The organism is Microbacterium sp. 22195 (assembly GCF_052056515.1).
Classification (GTDB): Bacteria; Actinomycetota; Actinomycetes; order Actinomycetales; family Microbacteriaceae; genus Microbacterium.
On sequence record NZ_JBQEPE010000003.1, the window covers coordinates 26,689 to 45,279 of the forward strand.

Annotated in this window: 15 protein-coding genes; 3 read left to right on the top strand and 12 right to left on the bottom strand. The window is 70.4% G+C overall.

Features of this window, described 5'->3' with window-relative positions:
- The first annotated feature begins 11 nt into the window (after positions 1-11).
- Positions 12-905 (top strand): alpha/beta hydrolase, encoded by an 894-nt coding sequence (locus tag ACTJJ4_RS10650; protein WP_440943288.1) that lies wholly within the window; start codon positions 12-14, stop codon positions 903-905.
- A gap of 120 nt (positions 906-1,025) precedes the next feature.
- On the opposite strand, the gene ACTJJ4_RS10655 is transcribed toward ACTJJ4_RS10650, so the two are convergent.
- The gene (locus ACTJJ4_RS10655) at positions 1,026-1,481 is read right to left on the bottom strand and encodes a nucleoside deaminase (RefSeq protein ID WP_440943289.1); all 456 of its coding nucleotides are present in this window, start codon (positions 1,479-1,481) and stop codon (positions 1,026-1,028) included.
- 69 nt (positions 1,482-1,550) lie between these two features.
- On the opposite strand from ACTJJ4_RS10655, the gene upp reads away from it, so the two are divergent.
- Positions 1,551-2,183, top strand: a complete 633-nt coding sequence (gene upp / locus ACTJJ4_RS10660) for a uracil phosphoribosyltransferase (protein ID WP_440943290.1) — start codon at positions 1,551-1,553, stop codon at positions 2,181-2,183.
- Between the two features lie 31 nt (positions 2,184-2,214).
- On the opposite strand, the gene ACTJJ4_RS10665 is transcribed toward upp, so the two are convergent.
- The 3 genes from ACTJJ4_RS10665 to nadE all read right to left on the bottom strand — a co-directional run bounded on the left by ACTJJ4_RS10665 (position 2,215) and on the right by nadE (position 7,449).
- On the bottom strand, positions 2,215-2,982 hold the full coding sequence (locus ACTJJ4_RS10665) for a hypothetical protein (RefSeq protein ID WP_440943291.1): 768 nt from the start codon (positions 2,980-2,982) through the stop codon (positions 2,215-2,217).
- Positions 2,983-3,013: 31 nt separating this feature from the next.
- Positions 3,014-6,517, bottom strand: a complete 3,504-nt coding sequence (locus ACTJJ4_RS10670; RefSeq protein WP_440943292.1) for a TM0106 family RecB-like putative nuclease — start codon at positions 6,515-6,517, stop codon at positions 3,014-3,016.
- Between the two features lie 113 nt (positions 6,518-6,630).
- Positions 6,631-7,449, bottom strand: coding sequence for an ammonia-dependent NAD(+) synthetase (nadE, locus tag ACTJJ4_RS10675; RefSeq protein WP_440943293.1), 819 nt, complete (start codon positions 7,447-7,449; stop codon positions 6,631-6,633).
- 49 nt (positions 7,450-7,498) lie between these two features.
- Here nadE and ACTJJ4_RS10680 point away from each other — a divergent pair, with 49 nt between their 5' ends.
- Positions 7,499-8,065 carry a phosphorylase family protein gene (locus tag ACTJJ4_RS10680; protein WP_440943294.1) on the top strand — a complete coding sequence of 189 codons (567 nt, stop codon included), beginning with the start codon at positions 7,499-7,501 and terminating at the stop codon, positions 8,063-8,065.
- Between the two features lie 10 nt (positions 8,066-8,075).
- On the opposite strand, the gene ACTJJ4_RS10685 is transcribed toward ACTJJ4_RS10680, so the two are convergent.
- From ACTJJ4_RS10685 to ACTJJ4_RS10720, 8 genes are all read right to left on the bottom strand, one after another.
- Complete coding sequence (locus ACTJJ4_RS10685) at positions 8,076-11,105, bottom strand: AAA family ATPase (protein WP_440943295.1); 3,030 nt, start codon at positions 11,103-11,105, stop codon at positions 8,076-8,078.
- Positions 11,105-12,259, bottom strand: coding sequence for an exonuclease SbcCD subunit D (locus ACTJJ4_RS10690; RefSeq protein WP_440943296.1), 1,155 nt, complete (start codon positions 12,257-12,259; stop codon positions 11,105-11,107). Before ACTJJ4_RS10690 ends, ACTJJ4_RS10685 begins: the two co-directional genes overlap by 1 nt.
- 91 nt (positions 12,260-12,350) lie before the next feature.
- Positions 12,351-13,298 (bottom strand): ATP-binding cassette domain-containing protein, encoded by a 948-nt coding sequence (locus ACTJJ4_RS10695; RefSeq protein ID WP_440943297.1) that lies wholly within the window; start codon positions 13,296-13,298, stop codon positions 12,351-12,353.
- Positions 13,295-14,188, bottom strand: coding sequence for an ABC transporter ATP-binding protein (locus tag ACTJJ4_RS10700; protein WP_440943298.1), 894 nt, complete (start codon positions 14,186-14,188; stop codon positions 13,295-13,297). The genes ACTJJ4_RS10695 and ACTJJ4_RS10700 overlap by 4 nt, the downstream gene beginning before the upstream one ends.
- Entirely contained in the window at positions 14,185-15,159 is a 975-nt protein-coding gene (locus tag ACTJJ4_RS10705) for an ABC transporter permease (RefSeq protein ID WP_440943299.1), read from the bottom strand. Before ACTJJ4_RS10705 ends, ACTJJ4_RS10700 begins: the two co-directional genes overlap by 4 nt.
- Positions 15,156-16,130: an ABC transporter permease gene (locus ACTJJ4_RS10710; protein WP_440943300.1), complete on the bottom strand. Its 975-nt coding sequence runs from the start codon at positions 16,128-16,130 to the stop codon at positions 15,156-15,158. Before ACTJJ4_RS10710 ends, ACTJJ4_RS10705 begins: the two co-directional genes overlap by 4 nt.
- Positions 16,131-16,232: 102 nt before the next feature.
- Positions 16,233-17,948 carry an ABC transporter substrate-binding protein gene (locus ACTJJ4_RS10715; protein ID WP_440943301.1) on the bottom strand — a complete coding sequence of 572 codons (1,716 nt, stop codon included), beginning with the start codon at positions 17,946-17,948 and terminating at the stop codon, positions 16,233-16,235.
- Positions 17,949-18,127: 179 nt separating this feature from the next.
- Positions 18,128-18,436, bottom strand: coding sequence for a GNAT family N-acetyltransferase (locus tag ACTJJ4_RS10720; protein ID WP_440943302.1), 309 nt, complete (start codon positions 18,434-18,436; stop codon positions 18,128-18,130).
- Between the last annotated feature and the right edge of the window lie 155 nt (positions 18,437-18,591).

Consider the following 18,591-nt stretch of genomic DNA (forward strand, 5'->3'; position numbering starts at 1 on the left):
CGGGCGCCGCTGTGATCGACGAACTCCGCGCCGAGCTGGCGCGCACCGACCTGCCCCCGGTGACGGAGCAGAAGCTGCGCAAACTGCTGGCCGTGCTGGAGAAGGACTCGCAGGCGCGGCTGGAATCCCTCGCGATGGTCGACCCCGGCCCGCACGCGGTCGTCTCGTTCGGCGACATTGAGGCGGCCGATCTGGTGATCTTCGTGCTGCACGGAATCGACACCGATCTGGCCCATTTCCCGGAGTGGGCGGACGCCGCGCAGCGGCTGTGCGTCGATGTCATCCGCTCCTGCGTGGCGCGCGGCGAGCCGAGGAACGTGGCCGTCATCGCCTGGTTCGCCTGGGATTCCGGCACGCACGTCTCGGCGCTGGCGACCAAGCACGCCACGGTGGGCGCGGCGCGACTGGCGGTGGACATCGACCGCCTGGAGCACAGGAATCCCCACGCCCGGATCGCGCTGGCGACCTACTCGTACTCGTCGACGCTGCTGGGCGAGCTGTTCGCCATGAACATCGGCGAGGACGTGCACACCGCGTTCTCCATCGCCTCGGCCGGCGTGACGCACGCCGCCGGCGTCGCACTCGCGGAGGCCATCGCGCGAGGGGATCTGGTGCTCTACGCCACCGAGGGAGCGAACGACAGCATCGCCCCGCTGGGGCGTCTCGGACAGCATCCGGTCGATCCTCGCGACATCCCGGGGGCGATCGTCTACGAATGCGACGGAGGCGAGGCGCCGGCGATCGGCGGAGGCTTCACCGTCGGGACCGCCGTCGAGGGCCACGCGTCGCAGACCACGACCGACGAGCACGGCCGCCACATCGGGTACTACGACGAGCACGCGCAGGGGTATCTCACGATGGTCGCGCGGCTCGCGGATGCTGCGATCGGGGTCGGTGTCCGCTGACGACGTGAGCTTCGCGCGGGGCCCCGGCGTACGCTTCGCGCGGAGATGTGCGCCTCGCGCGGATGGATTCCCCGCATCCGTCCGCGGGAAGCGCACATTCCCGCTGGAACTGCCCGGAGGTCAGCGCCGGGACTCGAAGAAGTCGCGCAACTGGGCGGTCGCCTCCTCGGCGCGGATGCCGCCGATCACCTCGGCCCGATAGGGCAGGCGCCGATCGCGCAGCAGGTCGTACATGGAGCCCGCGGCACCGGCCTTGTCGTCCCAGGCTCCGAAGACCACCCGGCCGATGCGGGCCTGCAGGATCGCGCCCGCGCACATCACGCAGGGCTCGAGGGTGACGACGAGGGTGTGATCCTCGAGGTTCCATCCGCCATGCGCTTCGGCGGCGGCCCGTAGCGCGACGACCTCGGCATGCCCGGTGGGGTCGTGCGTGATCTCGCGGATGTTGCGGCCCTCGCCGATGATCGCCCCCGCGGGGTCGAGCACGACCGCACCCACCGGCACATCGCCGCCGACGCCGGCCTCGGCGGCCAGCGCGAGCGCGCGCGCCATCGGCTCGTCGTAGGCAGCGGTCATGGGGTCGAGCCTAGTGGGGATCCCGAAGCCCGTTCCGCGCCGAAGGCGGCGGCCCAGTAACCTGTAACCATGCGCGTTCATGTGGCCGATCACCCGCTCATCACCCACAAGCTCACGGTGCTGCGGGATGAGAGCACCCCCTCGCCGGTGTTCCGTCAGCTCACCGAGGAGCTGGTGACCCTGCTGGCGTACGAGGCCACCCGCGACGTGAAGGTCGCGCCGGTCGAGGTGAAGACCCCGGTGACGACCACCATGGGCGTCAAGATCGCCGAGCCGCGCCCGATCGTCGTGCCGATCCTGCGCGCGGGCCTCGGGATGCTCGAGGGCCTCGTCAAGCTCATCCCCACGGCCGAGGTCGGATTCCTCGGCATGGTGCGCGATGAGACCACCTTCGAGCCCACGACCTACGCCGAGCGGCTGCCCGCCGACCTCAGCGACCGGCAGTGCTTCGCCATCGACCCGATGCTCGCCACCGGCGGCTCCCTGGGCGCGGCGATCCAGTTCCTGTTCGACCGCGGGGCGAAGGACGTCACCGCGATCTGCCTGCTCGGCACCCCGGAGGGTGTCGCCGCGATCGAGAAGCTCGTGGGCGACCGCGACGTGACCCTCGTGCTGGGTGCCCTGGACGAGCGCCTCAACGAGAAGGGCTACATCGTGCCCGGCCTCGGCGACGCGGGCGACCGCCTGTACGGCACCGTCTGAGCCCGTCGCGCGCACTCGCCGATGACGCGGGTCAGACGTTCAGCACATAGGCGCGTTCGTCGCCGTAGTGCGTGAAGCCGGCCCGGGCCAGGATCGGCGCCGACGTCGATACGCGGCCCTTCACGATCGCCGTGGTCGCACCGAGTTCGGCACCGACCCGCAGTCGCTCCGCCAGCACAGCCCGGTAGGCGCCTCGTCCGCGCGCCTCCTGGAGCGTCGCAGCGCCCCACAGCCGCAGGAAGCCGTCGACGACGGTGCAGCCGCCGGTGCTGACCGCGGCTCCGCCCAGGCGGGCCAGCACCCGCACGCCCGTTCCGGACTCCAATCCCGCGGTGACCTCGGCGAGCTCGTCCTGCAGACCCGTCTCGTCGAGCGGATGCTGATCCCACACCGGCACGTTCACGGCATCCACCTCGCGCACCTGCTCGAGCGTCCGCACGACCTCCGCGGTGACGTCCGCCGGCACCTCGACTGTGAGACCGTCGATGGGCCTCGCGAACACCGCGACCGTGTCGACGTGCTCGGCTTCCCTGCGCTGCAGCTCCGCCTCGAGGTCCGGGCTGTCGGAGGCGTTGGTCCAGAACGTCAGCCTCGGCTCTCCCCAGGCCCGGGTGCGCTCGACGGCGTGCTCGAGCACACCAGCAGCATCCAGTTCCGACTGCACCATCGAGGCCTTCACGCCTCCGCCGAACCGCGCCGGGTAGCGGACCAGTTGCAGTTCGGACCTCTCGTGAGCGCCGTCGCGGGGGATCCAGACCCAGGCGGCCGAGGCCCGCATGATGTCGTCGAGGCTGTGCATGCTAGCAATCTAACATCTGGCGTCCGAGCGCTCAGTCGCGGTCGGCCCCGACCAGATGCGCGAAGGCGCTGAGTCGCGCGACGCCCTCGGGGGTCCAGGGCAGGTCGTCGAGCAGAGCCGGCGAGTGCACCAGGTAGGCGACGCTCTTGGCGCGGGAGATCGCGACGTTCAGGCGGTTCTGCAGCAGCAGGAACTCCGGCCCGCGCGGCGCGTCCCTGCCGCTGGACGCCGCCAGTGAGGTGATCGAGACGACCGCCTCCTTGCCCTGGAAGTTGTCCACCGTGCCGACGGCCACTCCCCCGAAGCCTGCGGCGGCGAGCTCGTCGTGGATGAGTTGCTTCTGCGCGTTGTAGGGCGCCACCACGATGATGTCCGACTGGTCGAGGGGCCGCTGCGCGGCATCCTCCATCCCGTCCACGTATCCGCGGCCGATGAGGTCGCGCACGATGCGGACCACCTCGGCCGCCTCCTCGGGCGACTGCGTCGCATTGCCGCGGTGCCGCACGGGGACGACGTGCAGTCCCGGCTCGACGCCCTCGACGATGCGCCCCTCGGCACCGGGAGCCGAAGCGAGGCGTCCCGCGTAGGACAGCGTCGAGACGGGGGCTGCGACCTCCGGATGCATGCGCCAGGACTCGGCGAGGAAGTACCCGTATGCCGGATCGATGACCGAATCGCCGTCCATCACCCAGCCCAGTGCCGACGTGTTCACCGGCTCGGGGTGCGTGCCCTGGCTCACCTGCGGCAGCTGCTGCGGATCTCCGAGCAGCAGCAGGCGCTTCGCGCCTGCGGCGACCGCGATCGTGGAGGCCAGCGAGAACTGTCCGGCCTCGTCGATCACCAGCAGGTCGAGCCCCTTGCGGTCGACGCGCCGCGTGTTGCTGAAGTCCCAGGCGGTGCCGCCGACCACGGCCCCGCCCTGGGCGTGCTCGGCGAGGAACGCGGCCATGCCGTCCTTGCGGATGACGGTGTAGGCCGCCGGGGCCTCCTCGTCCTTGGGCTTCTTCGCGACCTTCGACGCCGGAACCCCGTCCGCCACGACCCGCTCCAGCAGGTTCTCGACGATCGAGTGCGACTGCGCGACGACGCCGACGCGGTAGCCGTGCTCGTTCACCAGCCGGGCGATGACCTGAGAGCCGGTGTAGGTCTTGCCGGTGCCCGGCGGGCCCTGCACGGCGAGGTAGCTGTCATCCAGGTCGAGGACACCGCGCACGATCGCGTCGATGCGGTCGTCGCCGGCATCCGGCAGTCCCGCGCCCGACACGGTGCGCGGCGCGATCCTGCGCAGGATGTCGGTGGCCGCATCGGCGGGGAAGCCGGGTGCCGCGTGATGCACGCTCGCCGCCCAGTCCTCGATCGCACCCTGCTGGGTCGCCGCGTTCGGCGGAGCGGCAGGCGCGAGCGCGAGCGGCAGCTCGTCCCAGACTTGTCCGCCGACCGTGCGCTCGCGAACGACATAGCCGTCGTCGAGTACCTCGACGACCTCGACCTCGTGCGGCACGTGGATCACGCGCGACGGCGCCTGCGCCGAGAACGGCGTCGGCACGGCGTACAGCGCGAACGGACGCCCGCCGACGCCGATCGTGCTGCCGGGTGCTACCTCGCCGCGCAGTCTCAGCAGGCGCGTCTGCACACGCTGCCCCTCGGCGACGCCCCAGTCCTCGTCGACGCCGCTGGAGGATGCGTCGATGCGCAGCACGTCGCGGGTGGACTCCCAGATCGAGACGGGCTCGCGCAGCCGCTGGAAGTGCCCCTGCCAGAAGCTCTTGGCCTCGCGGGGGTGGTAGTCGATCGCCGCGGCGGCGACACGGAGCTCCGCCCCGCTGCGCCCCTCCCGCTCGGCGCGCATCGCCTCGGCCTGCAGAGCCAGGGACAGCGGCGCAGGCTCGTAGGCGCGGGTCTCCGGGTCGTCGGGCGGCGCGGGCAGCACGCCCTCCTGACGTGCGAGGCCGATCAGCCAGTCCCGCAGCCTTCTGGTCGACACGCAGTCGTAGCGGTTGTAGTCGGCGAGGTCGTCGAGGATGCCCTGCGCCTCGGCATCCTGTCCCGCCGCCGCCAGTGCCCGCGCCTGCACGTACTGGACGATCGAGTCGTCGCCCTTCTGCACGTCGCTGGTGCGCACCTCGGCGCCCATGTACAGCGGCTCGAGCTTCTTGATCGAGTAGGAGCGCGAGCCGATGCGCACCGAGCGGAGCACGATCGGGTACAGATCGACGAACACGCCTTCGCGCAGCAGCCGATCCACGTCCGCCTCGCCCACGCCGTGGCGCGCCGCCATGGCCGCGAGATGCGAGGTCTCGTAGGGCGCGTAGTGGTAGATGTGCAGGTCGGGGTGGGTCTGGCGACGCAGCTTCACGAACTCCAGGAAGTCGAGCAGCGCCTGCTTCTCGTCTGCGAAGGTGTGCGCCCACAGGGCCGAGTACTGCTCGTCGTTGTCGGTCCAGCCGAACAGGTAGTCGATGCCCCAGTGCGGCTTGTCGGCCGGCGAGGCGACCGGCTCGGTGTACAGCGGGTCGCCCTCGAAGTCGAAGAACAGGTCGCCGCGGCTCGGGCGCGGCATCATGCCGATCGCATTCGCCGAGACGAGCTCGAACGGCGGTGCCTCGCCGGGCTCGAGGGCGAGGCCGGCCTGCAGCCGGGCCTGGGCCCGCAGTGCGGTGAACGTGTCGGTGTTCATCCCGTCGGGAGCAGCGGATGCCGCGGCCAGGTCGTCGATGGTGAGGATGCTCGCCGCGCGGAAGCGCTGACGCTGCACGGGACGCATGCGGGCGACCATGAGCAGGTCGCGGTGCGCGATCACCTGCTCCTCGCAGGTCGCGCAGCGCCCGCAGGCGGTGAGCTGCAGGTCGCCGCGGTCGTCGCCCCAGGCGAGCGGAGCGCCGGTCGCCCCCGTGTCGATCGCGCGGTCGGCGATGATCGCCCTCAGCCGCGCGCGGCGCACGTGGAACAGGGGCAGCACGTCCTGGACGCGGTGGGTGCTCGTGGTCCCGTCGCCGAGGATCAGATCGACCTCATCGGAGCGCGGGATGCCGAGACGATCGAGCTGGTCGACATATGCCGCCAGCTGCATGAGCGCGGTGGCGCGAGCCGTGCGCGCGAGCTTGGAGTCCTGCACGCGCCAGCGCCCGTCGATCTCGTCGCGCTTGATGAAGTCGGCGAAGCCGACGAACTCGGGTGTCGAGAACGCGGCCTGGTAGACCACGGAAGCCTCGGAGCGCAGCGCGCGGACGGTGTCGGAGATCACGGCATCCATCGCCTCGACATCCGTCGATGACACCTTCGGCAGGGTGACCACTCCGGGACCGCCGTCGACCGACTCGCCGAGTCGATCGATGTACCGGCCGAGCACCTGCTCCTCGTGACGGTCGCCGAGCCTCGCGGCACGCTCGAGAGTGGCGTCCTCGGGCTCCCCCACCGCGGGAACGCGGCCGAGCTTGGCGTCGACGGCGCGCGCCCAGGCGAACTCGCATTCCGCCGCGAGCTTCAGGTCGCTCGCACTCCAGACGACGCGATTCTCCGCCGTGATGACCCGCACGATGTCCCTCTCCGTTGCCCCTCTTCGAGGTTATCGGCAGGGTCGGACATCGACCGACGGCCGGCCGCGCGGGCCTCTCGGGTTCGCCGGATCAGATGGTCACGCGGTCGACGTCACCGCCACCAGTCATCGCCCGGCGTCACCGGCAGGTGCCGCTTGTGCCGGGTGGCGAGGTACTTCGCCTCGATGAGCGACGACACCTCGGCGGGCACCTCTCGCCCCTCGAGGTAGTCGTCGATCTGCTCGTAGGTGAGGCCGAGCTCGTCCTCGTCCGGACGCCCGGGGACGCCGTCGAGCAGGTCGGCGGTGGGCACCTTCAGGTACAGCCGCTCCGGCGCCCCGAGGTGCTGCAGGATCGAGCGCCCCTGCCGCTTGCTCAGCCCCGAGAGCGGCAGGATGTCGGCCGCCCCGTCGCCGAACTTCGTGTAGAAGCCGGTCACCGCCTCGGCCGCGTGATCGGTGCCGATCACCAGCAGCCCGTCATGTCCGCCGAGCGCGTACTGCGTGACCATGCGCAGGCGGGCCTTGATGTTGCCGCGGTTGAAGTCGCTGATGCTCTCGCCGACGCCCTCCTCGAGGTCGCGCTCCAGTCCGTCCACGCCGTGCTCGATGTTGATCGTCAGCGAACGGTCGGCGGCGATGAAGTCGATCGCGGCCTCGGCATCCGCAGCATCCGCCTGCACCCGGTACGGAAGCCGCACGGCGACGAACGTCGCCTCGCCGCCGCCCGCCCGCACCCGTTCGACGGCGAGCTGCGCGAGCCGCCCGGCGAGCGTGGAGTCCTGGCCACCGGAGATGCCGAGCACGAAGCCCTTGGCTCTGGAGGCATGGAGGTAGTCCACGAGGAATGCGATCCTCGTCTCCGCCTCGGCGGCGGGGTCGATCTCGGGCTTCACGCCCAGGTCTTCGGCGATCTGCTGCTGCAGGGTCACGGGGCCTCCTTCGTCGGATTCCAGTCTCCCCCACTGCGAGAATGTATGCGTGAAACTTCTCGTCGCCGCCCTCGCCTCCGAACTGCAGGCCTTCCCTGCCGAGCTTCCCGGCTTCGACCGGCTCGTGACCGGGCCGGGCAAGCTGATGGCCGCCGTCGGACTGACCAGGGCGCTGGATGCGCACCTCACGGACCAGTACGAGGAGATCGTCGTGGTCGGCACGGCGGGCGCCGTGAGCGATGACGTCGAGTCCGGCATCTACGACGTCGCGGCCGCCATCCAGCACGACGTCCAGGACCTGGACGGCGTGCTCGGCCAGCACGTCTCCCTGCCGACGAGGGTGGAGACGGGGCGCGTGGGCGTGACCATCGCGACCGGCGACATCTTCGTCGACGACGCGGATGCCACAGCGCGCATCCGCTCGCTCGGCGGCGTGCTCGTCGACATGGAGACCTTCGCCCTCGTGTGGGTGGCGCAGCAGTTCGGCGTGCCCATCCGCGTGCTGCGGGTGGTCTCGGACCGCGCGCAGGACGGCGCGACGCAGGTGTGGGACGAGGTCGTGGCGGCCTGCAGCGCGCAGCTGTGGGCGCACGTGCAGCGCGAGTACGACGTCTGACGCCGGAGCGTCAGGCCCGAGGAGCGTCGATCACGCTCGGACCGTCGGGAAGCGCCCGGACGGTCAGCTGGGCGGGGATCTGCTCCTGCATGGCCTCGACATGACTGATCACGCCGACGGTGCGTCCGCCCTGACGCAGTTCGTCGAGGGTGCGCATCGCGGTCTCGAGGGTGTCGGAGTCGAGTGACCCGAAGCCCTCGTCGATGAACAGCGTGTCCAGGCGGATGCCGCCGGCGCGAGCCGTGACGACCTCGGCGAGTCCCAGCGCGAGGGCGAGCGAGGACAGGAACGTCTCACCGCCGGAGAGCGACTTGGCCGGCCGTGTCTGGCCGGTGAACGCGTCGAAGACGACGATGCCCAGACCGGATGCCGCGCCGCGCGCAGCCACGGCGTCGGAGTGCCGCAGCTCGTAACGACCGTCGGACATGTCCAGCAGCCGCAGATTGGCCGCGGCGACGATCTCCTCGAGCTCGGCCGCGAGCACGAACGTCTCGAGGTTCATCCTGCGCGTGTTGCCGGAGCGGCCGGCGAGTGTGTCGGCGAGGCCGCGGAGGATCTCGAAGTCGCGGGCATCCGCCGCACTGGCCGCATGCTCGGATGCCGCGGCGTCGACCGTCGCGGTGAGGCCGGCCTGCACACCGCGGGCACGGCTGTCCGCGTCGACCGCGCTCGTCCAGGACGTGCGCGCGGCGGCGGCCGCGTCCTGCGCGGGCTCGAGGTCGATGAGTTCCTCGGGCAGCATCCGCATCTCGAGATCGAGCAGCAGGGCGCGCTCCTTCTTCACCGCGACGGCGTGCTCGGTGACCCGGTCGTCGAGGGCGGCGATCTCCGCCGCGCCGAGCAGGGCCTGCTCCGCCTCGGTCGCATCGGCGAACATCGACGCCTCGAGTGCCTGATCTCTCTCGTGCCGGGCGAGATCCGCTCGCTCCGCGGCGTCGACATGCGCGTCGATCGCATCGGCCGCCGCGGTCGCTGCGGCGATCTGCCGTCGTGCCTCACCGATGCGCTCGGCGACGGTGGAGTGGTCACCGCGCGCGTCCGCGACGATGCGGTCGGCGTCTTCGATGCGCTGCTCGATCAGAGAGATCGCGGTCCGCGCGGTGTTGAGGTGCTCGGATGCCGCGGCGCGGCGCTCCTCGACGTCGGCGGCGTCCTGCTGCAGGGCGTCGAGCTGTGCGGTCAGCGTCTCTGCGAGCTCCGCCGCCGCGACCGCCGCCTGGTGCGCCGTGCGGGCGTGCTCGAGTTCTGCGGCCGCCTGCTCGGCGGTGCGTCCGCCCGCCCTCTCGGCGGCCGCGGCTCGCGCCGCCGTGACCTCCGAGAGCGCACGGGATGCCTCGCGCTCCGCCCCTGCCGCGACGTCGCGGAGGCGCTCGGCCGCCGCGACGTCCTCGGCCGTCACCGGGTCGGCGTGCTGTGCCGGCGCGGGATGCTCGACGGAACCGCACACGGCGCACGGTTCGCCCGGGACCAGCGCCTCGGCGAGCTCGCCGGCGTAGCCGTCCAGCCGTCGCCTGCGCAGCGCGGAGAGCTCCTGCTGGGCTCGGGCGTGCGCGTCGCTCGCCTCCGACTCCGCCCGAGCGGCCTCGGCGACATCGGCTGTGAGCCGCTCGAGCTCCAGGACGCCCATCGCCCGGGCCTCCGCTGCCGCAACCGTCTGCGCGGCGGATTCGACGAGGGCGCCCTGCGTGCGCGCCGCGTCCCGCTCGGTGGTCACCTTCGCGATGCGGTCGGGGAGGTTCTCGCGCTCGGCATCGATCGAGGTCAGGCCGGCGGAGAGCGCGCTCTCGGTCTCACGCGCCGCGCCGAGCTCCTTCGAGCGCGTGGGAGCCGATTGCTCGAGTTCAGCGGCATGCTGCCAGCCGCCGCTCTCGCGCGTGCGATCGGAGGCCCAGGAGCGGTAGTGGGCGGCGCGTCCCGCCTCTCCCTGCGGACGCTCGGCGAGTGCAGGCTCGTCCACCCACAAGTCAGTGGGCACGCCGGCGGCGGTGGCTGCGTCGACCGCATCCGTCTCGGCCCGCGCTGCCAGCTCGACCGCCGCCAGGGCGCGTGTCGCGGCGGTGATCAGCGCCCGCAGCCCGTCCGCAGCGCGGCCGCGGTCTCGCCGCTCGGCGGCATCCGCGATCTCCTCCGACTGCGCCTCGAGCGAGGCGAGCGCCGACCGGGCTCGATCGCGGTCGACCTGCCCCTGCCGCTGTTCCTTGAGGTCGGCGAGCGCGGCATCCGCAGCCGTCAGCGCCTTCTCGGCGGCGGCGCGCTCGGTGCCGAAGCGCTCCACCTGGTAGTCCGCTCGGGCGATCGCCCGGCGCAGCAGGTCGATGCGGGCATCCGTACCGTCGGGGTCGGCATCCGCGTCATCGCCCCACAGCTCGGCTTCGCTCACGAGCCGCTCGGCCTCGTCCAGACGCGCGTCGACCGTCGCCCGTCGACCCGCCAGCCCCTGCTCGGCCGCACGGCGCCGCTCGTCGAACCGCGTCTGGTAGTCGGAGAAGCGCTCGGTGCCGAACAGCCGCCGCAGCAGCGCCTGGCGCTCCTTGCTGTCGGCGAGCAGGAAGTCGGCGAACCGGTTCTGCGCGAGCAGGATCACCTGCAGGAACTGCTCCTGACTCAGCTGCAGGATCTCGTCGAGCTCGTGCGCCACGTCGACCACGCGCGCCGCCCTGCCGATCCACTCCCCGCCGACCAGCTGCTCCAGCAGTGCGGACGGCTGCTGGGTGGTCATGCCGCCGCCGCGCTTGGCCGGCCGCTCGTACGCCGGGGACCGGGTGACCCGGAAGCGCCCGGCGACCGTGCTGAACTCCACCACCACCTCGGTGGGATCGTCGGGCTCGGAGTGGTCGCTGCGCAGCCTCTTCTCCCCGCCGTCGTAGCGCGGAACGCCGCCGTAGAGGCCGAAGCACACGGCATCGAGGATCGACGACTTGCCCGCGCCCGTGCGCCCCGCGATCAGGAAGATCCCGTCATCTGCGAAGGCGTCGAACTCGACCACCTGGCGCGCACGGAACGGCCCGAAGCCCTCCACCTCCAGACGGTGCAGCTGCATCAGACGAGCGCCTCGGCGCGCACCCGATCGTCGAGCACCTCACGGATCAGCTCCGCCTCGCGCTCGGACGGGCCCTGCCCGGCCCGCACGTGCTCGAGGAACGCCTCGATCCGCTCCTCGTCGGTCACCGCGGTGCGCAGACGCTGCGAGTAGGAGCGGTCGTCGGCGGCGTCCGCCCCCTCGGGCTGGTGCTGCACCAGCGCGCAGAACGGGAGCCGCCCGCGCAGCCGGCGCATCGGCTCGTGCTGCGGCAGCGCGTCGGTGTAGATCGCGCAGACCCAGTCGTCGGCGTGCGCCGCGACGTTCTCGTCGGACAGGATCTCGTCGAGAGCGCCCGTGAGCGTCACGAGCGCACGCGGCACGGGCAGCGCCAGCCACTGCGTGCTCGCCAGCCCGTCGGCATCCAGCTCGACCAGCCAGGATCCGCGCTCCTTGTGCTGCTCGCCGAAGCTGTAGTGCAGCGGGGCTCCCGAGTAGCGCACCCGCTCGCTGAGCTGCTGTCGCCCGTGGATGTGACCGAGCGCCACGTAGTCGGGGCCGTCGAAGGACGCCAGCGGCACGACGTCGAGCCCTCCCTGGCGCACCTCGCGCTCCAGGCCCGCCGTCGGATCTACGCCGGCGGCGAAGCAGTGCGCGACCGCGACCGAGCGCCCGTCACCGGCCACGATGCCCTCGCGCACCAGCCCCATGGCGTGGTCCATCACCTGCGCCTGCGTGCGCAGCGCGGCATCCGGCCACAGCCCGCGCACGATCGCGGGCTCCAGGTACGGGATGCCGAAGAAGCGCACCGGCCCGTGCTCGTCGTGCACGGTGACGGGCGTCGCGATCGCCCGCGGGTCGGTGAGCACGTGGATGCCGTCGCGCAGCAGGCGGGAGTGGAAACCGAGACGCGCGGCCGAGTCGTGATTGCCGCTGGTCATGATCACGGTCGCGCCGGTCTCGTGCAGCGCCATCAGCGCGTCGTCGAGCAGCGTGTAGGCGGATGCCGCGGGCGTGGCCGAGTCGAATACATCGCCGGCGACGATCACCACGTCGACGTCGTTCTCGCGCACCTGCACGACCAGCGCGTCGAGCACGTCGGCCAGCGCCGCGAGCGTGGAGTGCCCGTGGAACGTGCGACCGATGTGCCAGTCGGAGGTGTGCAGGATTCGCATGCCTCCAACGTACGGACGGCCACCGACATCGCCCTTGAGGCGTGCCGTCGTTCGTCCCTTCGACCGGCTCAGGGGACCCGAGCAGGATCGCTCAGGAACCGGGAAGCGCGACCAGGTGCCCCTCGCCGACGTCGACGAGCGGGGGACGCACGGCATCCGGGTCGTCCCACTCCCGCGTCACGACGCGCCCTCGCCGCCGACCGCGCTGATGCGGGTCGGCGATCGGCACGGCCGCCAGCAGCTCCTGCGTGTACGGATGGCGGGCGTCCGCGAAGATCTGGTCGCGCGTGCCCTGCTCGACGATGCGGCCGCGGTACATGATCGCCACGCTCGTGCACATGTGCTCCACCACGCTCAGGTCGTGCGAGATGAACAGGAACGACGTGCGCTGCTGGTCGCGCAGGTCGGTCAGCAGGTTCACGATCTGCCCCTGCACAGACACGTCCAGCGCCGAGACCGGCTCATCCGCGACCACGAACTCGGGCCGCAGCGCCATGGCGCGGGCGATCACGATCCGCTGACGCTGCCCGCCGGAGAACTCGTGGGGGTAGCGGTCCATGGCATCCGCCTCCATGCCGCACTGCTCCAGCACCTCCGCGACCCGATCGCGCTCGTCGTTCCTGGACGCGAGACCGTGCGCGCGCATCGGCTCGCCGATCGCCGCCGCCACCGAGAGACGCGGGTTCAGCGCGCCGAACGGATCCTGGAAGATGTACTGCATCTTCGGGCGCAGGCGCCGCAGCTCGCGGGTGCGCAGGCCGAGGATCTCCTCGCCGCGGAATCGGACGGAGCCGCTGGTCGGCTCGTGCATCCGCAGCACCGACTGCCCGAAGGTGGTCTTGCCGCTGCCGGACTCCCCGACCAGGCCGAACATCTCGCCCTCGCGGATCCGCAGCGTCACGCCGTCGACGGCCTTCACGGTCTGCTTCGCGGCACCGTGGCCCTCGCCACGCGAGGTGAAGTGCTTCACGACGTCGGTGGCCTCGAGCACCACGGTCTGCTGCGCCACGGACTCCCCCACTGCAGCCGCCCCGCTCATGCCGTCACCCCCGCCGCCGCGATCCGGCGCACCTCGTCGGAGATGGTCGGCAGCCTGTCGAGCCGCTGGCCCGGCATCGGCCGCGCCTTCAGCAGCGCGTCGGTGTAGGGATGCTGAGGATCGTCGAAGAGCGAGAACACATCGCCGCGCTCCACCACGTGCCCGCCGTACATCACCAGCACGGAGTCGGCGACCTCGGCGATCACACCGAGGTCGTGGGTGATGAACAGCATGGCCATCCCGGTCTCGTCGCGCAGGTCGAGCAGCAGATCGATGATCTGCGCCTGGATCGTGACGTCGAGCGCCGTGGTGGGCTCGTCGGCGATCAGCAGGCGAGGGCGGCAGCACAGGGCCACCGCGATCATGGCGCGCTGCAGCATCCCGCCCGACATCTCGTGGGGGTAGGAGCGCATCACCCGCTCGGGGTTCGGCAGGCCGACGCGCCGCAGCCAGTCCACCGAGCGGTCGTAGGCGTCGGCCGGCTTCACGTCCTCGTGCGCGCGGATCGTCTCGATCAGCTGCTTGCCGATCGTGAACACCGGGTTCAGCGAGCGCATCGGCTCCTGGAAGATCATCCCGATCTCCGCACCGCGGACCCGCTGCAGCGCGGTGCCGCGCATCGTCAGCACGTCCTCGCCGTCCAGCAGCACGCGCCCCGAGACGATCTCGCCCGGGTCGTCGACGAGGTTCAGCAGCGACAGCGACGTGATGCTCTTGCCCGAGCCGGACTCGCCGACGATGCCGAGCACCTCCCCGGCGTGCACCTCGAACGACACGTCGTCGACCACCGTGCGATGCCCGCCCTCGACGGGGAAGCGCACGGTCAGCTCCTCCACGCGGACCAGTGCCTCTTCGCGGCCCAGGGCCTCTTCCGCGGTCACGGCGCTCACTTCCTCATCCTCGGGTCGAACACGTCCCTCAAGCGGTCGCCGAACACGTTGATCGCGGCGATCGTGATCAGCAGCGCGACGCCCGGCGGCACCCACAGCCACCAGTGCTGCTGGAAGTCGATGAGGTTGTTGGCGGCGCTGATCATGTTGCCCCACGAGGCGTTCGGGGGCACCACGCCGAGGCCGAGGAAGCTCAGTGCCGACTCCGACAGGATGCCGGATGCCGTGCTCAGCGTCGCGACCACGATCAGCAGCGGCATGACGTTCGGCAGCAGGTGGCGGAACTGGCGCGACGCCGCGCTGAGCCCCAGCACCTCGGCAGCCTTCATGTACGGCGCCTCGCGCAGCGACAGCACCTGCCCGCGGATCAGGCGGGCCAGCGACGGCCAGCCGATGGCGCTGAGCAGCAGCATCACGATGTAGATGCGCGAGGACGGGTCGACCTTCAGCTCGGACAGCACCGCGGCCATCACGATCAGCAGGGGCAGGCCGGGGATGGACATCAGCAGGTCGGCGACGCGCATGATGATGCTGTCGACGAGGCCGCCGTAGTAGCCGGCGATGATGCCGAGCACGGCCCCCAGCAGCAGCGAGAGCAGCATGGACGCGATGCCGATGGTCAGCGAGATGCGGCCCGCGAGCATGAGCCGGGTCAGCACGTCCCGCCCGTACTCGTCGGTGCCCAGCGGATGGTCCATGGTCGGGACGTGGTTCGCGATCGGCAGGTTCAGCTCGTCGCCGGTGTACCCGGTGAGAAGCGGGCCGACGAAGCTGAACAGCAGCATGAAGACCAGGGCCGCGAGGCTGATGCTCGCCGCGGGCATGCGGAGCAGACGCGCGAACGACTCGCCCCACAGCGAACGGCGTCTGCCGCCGCGGGCCGATCGGGCCCCGGCATCCGGATGCGGCTGTCCCGGCCCGATCTCCGGATCGACGGCCTGGCTGACGATGAGTTCTCCGCCGCCGCTCATGCTCTGCTCCCCGCTCGGACGAGCCGCACCCTGGGGTCGGCGACGGCGTACAGGATGTCTGCCAGGAAGCTCCCGAGCACGGTGAGCGCCGCGAGGAGCATGGTGATGGTCATCAGCACCGCGTAGTCGCGGGTCTGCACGGACTCCAGCTGGATGCGGCCGACACCCGGCCAGTTGAAGATCTGCTCGGTGATGATGGCGCCTGCGAACAGGCCCGGCAGTTCGAAGGCGAGCAGCGTGATCGCCGGCAGCAGGGCGTTGCGCAGCGCATGGGAGAACACCACCGAGCGCTCCTTGAGGCCCTTCGCCCTGGCGGTGCGGATGAAGTCGGCGCGCAGCACCTCCAGCATCCCGGTTCGGAAGTAGCGGGTCAGCGACCCTGCGCCCAGGAAGGTGAGGATCGCGACCGGCAGCACCATGTGCCGCATGACCTCCAGCACGCGAGCGGCACCCGTCGAGCTGCTCGCGGTGTCGAGCATCCCGCCCGTGGGGAGCCACTGCAGATCGAGAGCGAAGATCTTGATCATCAGCAGGCCGATGAAGAACGAGGGCACCGACAGGGACGCGAACAGGCCGACCGTGACGAGCTTGTCGAACCACGAGTACTGCCGCACGGAGGCGAGCACGCCCGAGACGATGGCGATCAGCCAGGTGAGCACGAACGCCGCGAAGGCCACGAGGAACGAGTTCCAGATCAGCGGGGCCAGCACGTCTGTGACGTCGCGGTTGTACACCAGCGAGTACCCGAACTGCCCGCGCAGCATGTTGCCCAGCCAGATGAAGTACTGCACGATCACCGGCTGGTCCAGCCCTGCGAGGGCGCGCAGCTCGGCCTTGCGCTCCGGCGTGAGGGTGCGGTTCGAGCTGTAGTAGTCGCCCGGCATGAGGGCGAACAGGAAGAAGACGAGCACGGAGACGCCGACGAGCAGCAGCACCATGACGGCGAGTCTCTTGAGGATGTAACGAGTCATAAAGGCGGGGCGATCAGATCATTCTTCCGGCGGGCATGCGACGACGGATGCTTCCGGGACGGGTCCACGGCCCGTCCCGGAAGCATCCTAGAGGCGTCCGCCTCAGTTCTTGATCTTCAGCTTCGCCAGCGCGAGCGCCGCTTCGCCGCTGCCGGTGACGTACTTGTCGCCGCCCTCGATGCGCGCGTTCCAGGCGGAGAGGGACTTGCGGTAGTCGATCAGGATGATCGGCGGATCCTGGCTGAGCTTCTGGTACAGCTCGGTGTAGGTCTTCTGCCGCTCCTTCTCGTCGAAGGACGAGATGCCCTTCTTGATGAGCTTGGTGACCTCGGCGTTCTGGTATCCGGACACGTTGATGTCCGGGTCGTCGGTGCCGAACTCGCTGACGGCGTCGTCGGGGTCGGACAGTCCGTCGGTGCGGAAGCCGGCCAGGTCGTAGTCGCCGTTGTACAGCCGGTCGAACGCCGTGTTGGAGTCGAGCACCTCCGGCACGAAGTCGATGCCGATCTTGGTGTACGTGCTCTCCGCGATCGGGATGATCGGGTCGTCGTCCTTGGTGGTGATGTAGCTCAGCTTGAGCTTCTGGCCGTCCTTCTCGCGGACGCCGTCGGAGCCCTTCTTCCAGCCCGCGTCGTCCAGAAGCTTCTCGGCCTTCTTCGGGTCGTACGCGTACTTGGTGACGCCCTCAGTGGTGAACGACCACTGGGTGGGGGCCGCGAACACGTCGGCGACCTGGCCGAGGCCCTTGTACTTGGCATCCACGATCTGCTGACGGTCGAGACCGTAGTACAGCGCCTGACGCACCTCGGTGGCGGCGAGCGCGGGCTTCTTGTTGTTCACCCAGATCGCGCCGATGTCGGGCACGACGCGGGCGCGGATGTTCGCGAACCCGAGGCCCTTCAGCTGCGTGAGCACGGCCGGGTCGCTGCCGAAGCCGCCGTGGTCGATGTCGCCGTTCTGGAAGTTCTGCAGCGCACTGTCGCTGGAGACGACCTTGAAGATCACGCGCGGGACCTCGGGCTTGCCGCCGTAGTAGTGCTCGTTCGCCTTGTAGCGGATCTCCTGGCCCTCGACGTACTCGTCGAGGGCGTAGGGGCCCGCGCCGAGGGGCTTGCCGTACAGCGCCTTGAGGTAGTCGAGCTGCCCCTTCTTGTAGTCCTTGCCGTAGTACGCCTTGGAGATCACCTGGCCGCCCAGGGTCTGCAGCGCCAGCGGGTTGGGCTTCTCGGTGGTGATCCGGATGGTCTGCGGGTCCTCCACCTCGATGCCCGAGAGCGACGTGGCGGAGCCGTTCTTGTACTCGTCCGTGCCCTTGATCACGATGTCGCTGAAGTCGGTGCCACCGGCGTACTGCGGGTCGTTCAGCAGCGTGAGGGTGAATGCGACGTCGTCGGCGGTGAGCGGCGAGCCGTCGCTGAAGGTCAGTCCCTTCCGCAGGTGGAAGGTGTAGGTGAGGTCGTCGTCGGAGACCTCCCACTTGTCGGCCAGGTCGGCGACGGGCTTGCCCGCGTCATCGACGACGACGAGCGAGGCGAAGATCGGCTGCACGGCGTTGCCGTCCCAGCCGTTGTCGTAGAAGCCGGGGAGGAACACGCCGCCGGGCTTGCTGATCGTGGTGACGAAGGCGTCGGTGCGGGCGTTGGCCGCGGCGGGGCTCTTGCTCGGATCGGTCGCCTTGTAGAACTCGTCCTTCATGGTGGCCAGGTCGACCTTCGCGTTCCCGGTGGTCGGCTCGGCTGTGGCGGCGCAGCCGCCCAGTGCGAGGATCCCCGCCACCAGCACCGCTGTGGCGGTGAGCGATCTCTTCGTCAGCGTCATGTGCTCTTCCTTTTCAAGCATCTTGTGAATGCGTTCCCCAGCGTCACGATTGCGTGCTCAGCGAGACTAACCCCGGCGGAGACCGACCGGGGCCGTCCCGTGACGGGGTGTTACGAGTCCGAGTCCAGAAATCGCGTGGCGGACGGATGCCGGGGAGCAAGCGCGACGGATGCCGCGGATCAGCGTCCGCGCAGCAGGAACGCCTTGTCCGGGTGCGCCTCGAACCAGTCGGACACGTACCAGCAGACGGGGTCGATCCTCCGGTCGCCGCGGGACTCGATGTCGGCCACGGCTCCCGCGACGATGTCGGCCGCGTAGCCGTTCCCGCGGAACGTCGGGATCGTGAACGCACGGGTCAGCGCGATCGTGCGGCCGTCGTCCCGGTAGTCGAGCACGCTCACGAGGGCGCCGTCGCGGGTGAGCGTGTAGCGCGCGGCATCCTGCTCGTTCTTCAGGTCGAATCGGGGGGCATGCGCGGGGTGGGTCACGCCCTCACGTTACGCCGTATGACGACGCCCGGAATGACCCGTTTTGACATAGAGGGACACGATGAGAAATAATCGGCCCCATGACCACCAACGCAAGCCCTTTGTCCGCCCAGGAGGCGAACAGGACTGCCGGGATGATGATGCCCGGTCGCGTT

Coding starts and splice junctions, on each gene's coding strand:
- ACTJJ4_RS10705 (WP_440943299.1), bottom strand. CDS start 15,159: ATGAGCGGCGGCGGAGAACTCATCGTCAGCCAGGCCGTCGATCCGGAG.
- ACTJJ4_RS10665 (WP_440943291.1), bottom strand. CDS start 2,982: ATGCACAGCCTCGACGACATCATGCGGGCCTCGGCCGCCTGGGTCTGG.
- upp (WP_440943290.1), top strand. CDS start 1,551: ATGCGCGTTCATGTGGCCGATCACCCGCTCATCACCCACAAGCTCACG.
- ACTJJ4_RS10685 (WP_440943295.1), bottom strand. CDS start 11,105: ATGCAGCTGCACCGTCTGGAGGTGGAGGGCTTCGGGCCGTTCCGTGCG.
- ACTJJ4_RS10715 (WP_440943301.1), bottom strand. CDS start 17,948: ATGACGCTGACGAAGAGATCGCTCACCGCCACAGCGGTGCTGGTGGCG.
- ACTJJ4_RS10655 (WP_440943289.1), bottom strand. CDS start 1,481: ATGACCGCTGCCTACGACGAGCCGATGGCGCGCGCGCTCGCGCTGGCC.
- ACTJJ4_RS10690 (WP_440943296.1), bottom strand. CDS start 12,259: ATGCGAATCCTGCACACCTCCGACTGGCACATCGGTCGCACGTTCCAC.
- ACTJJ4_RS10695 (WP_440943297.1), bottom strand. CDS start 13,298: ATGAGCGGGGCGGCTGCAGTGGGGGAGTCCGTGGCGCAGCAGACCGTG.
- ACTJJ4_RS10710 (WP_440943300.1), bottom strand. CDS start 16,130: ATGACTCGTTACATCCTCAAGAGACTCGCCGTCATGGTGCTGCTGCTC.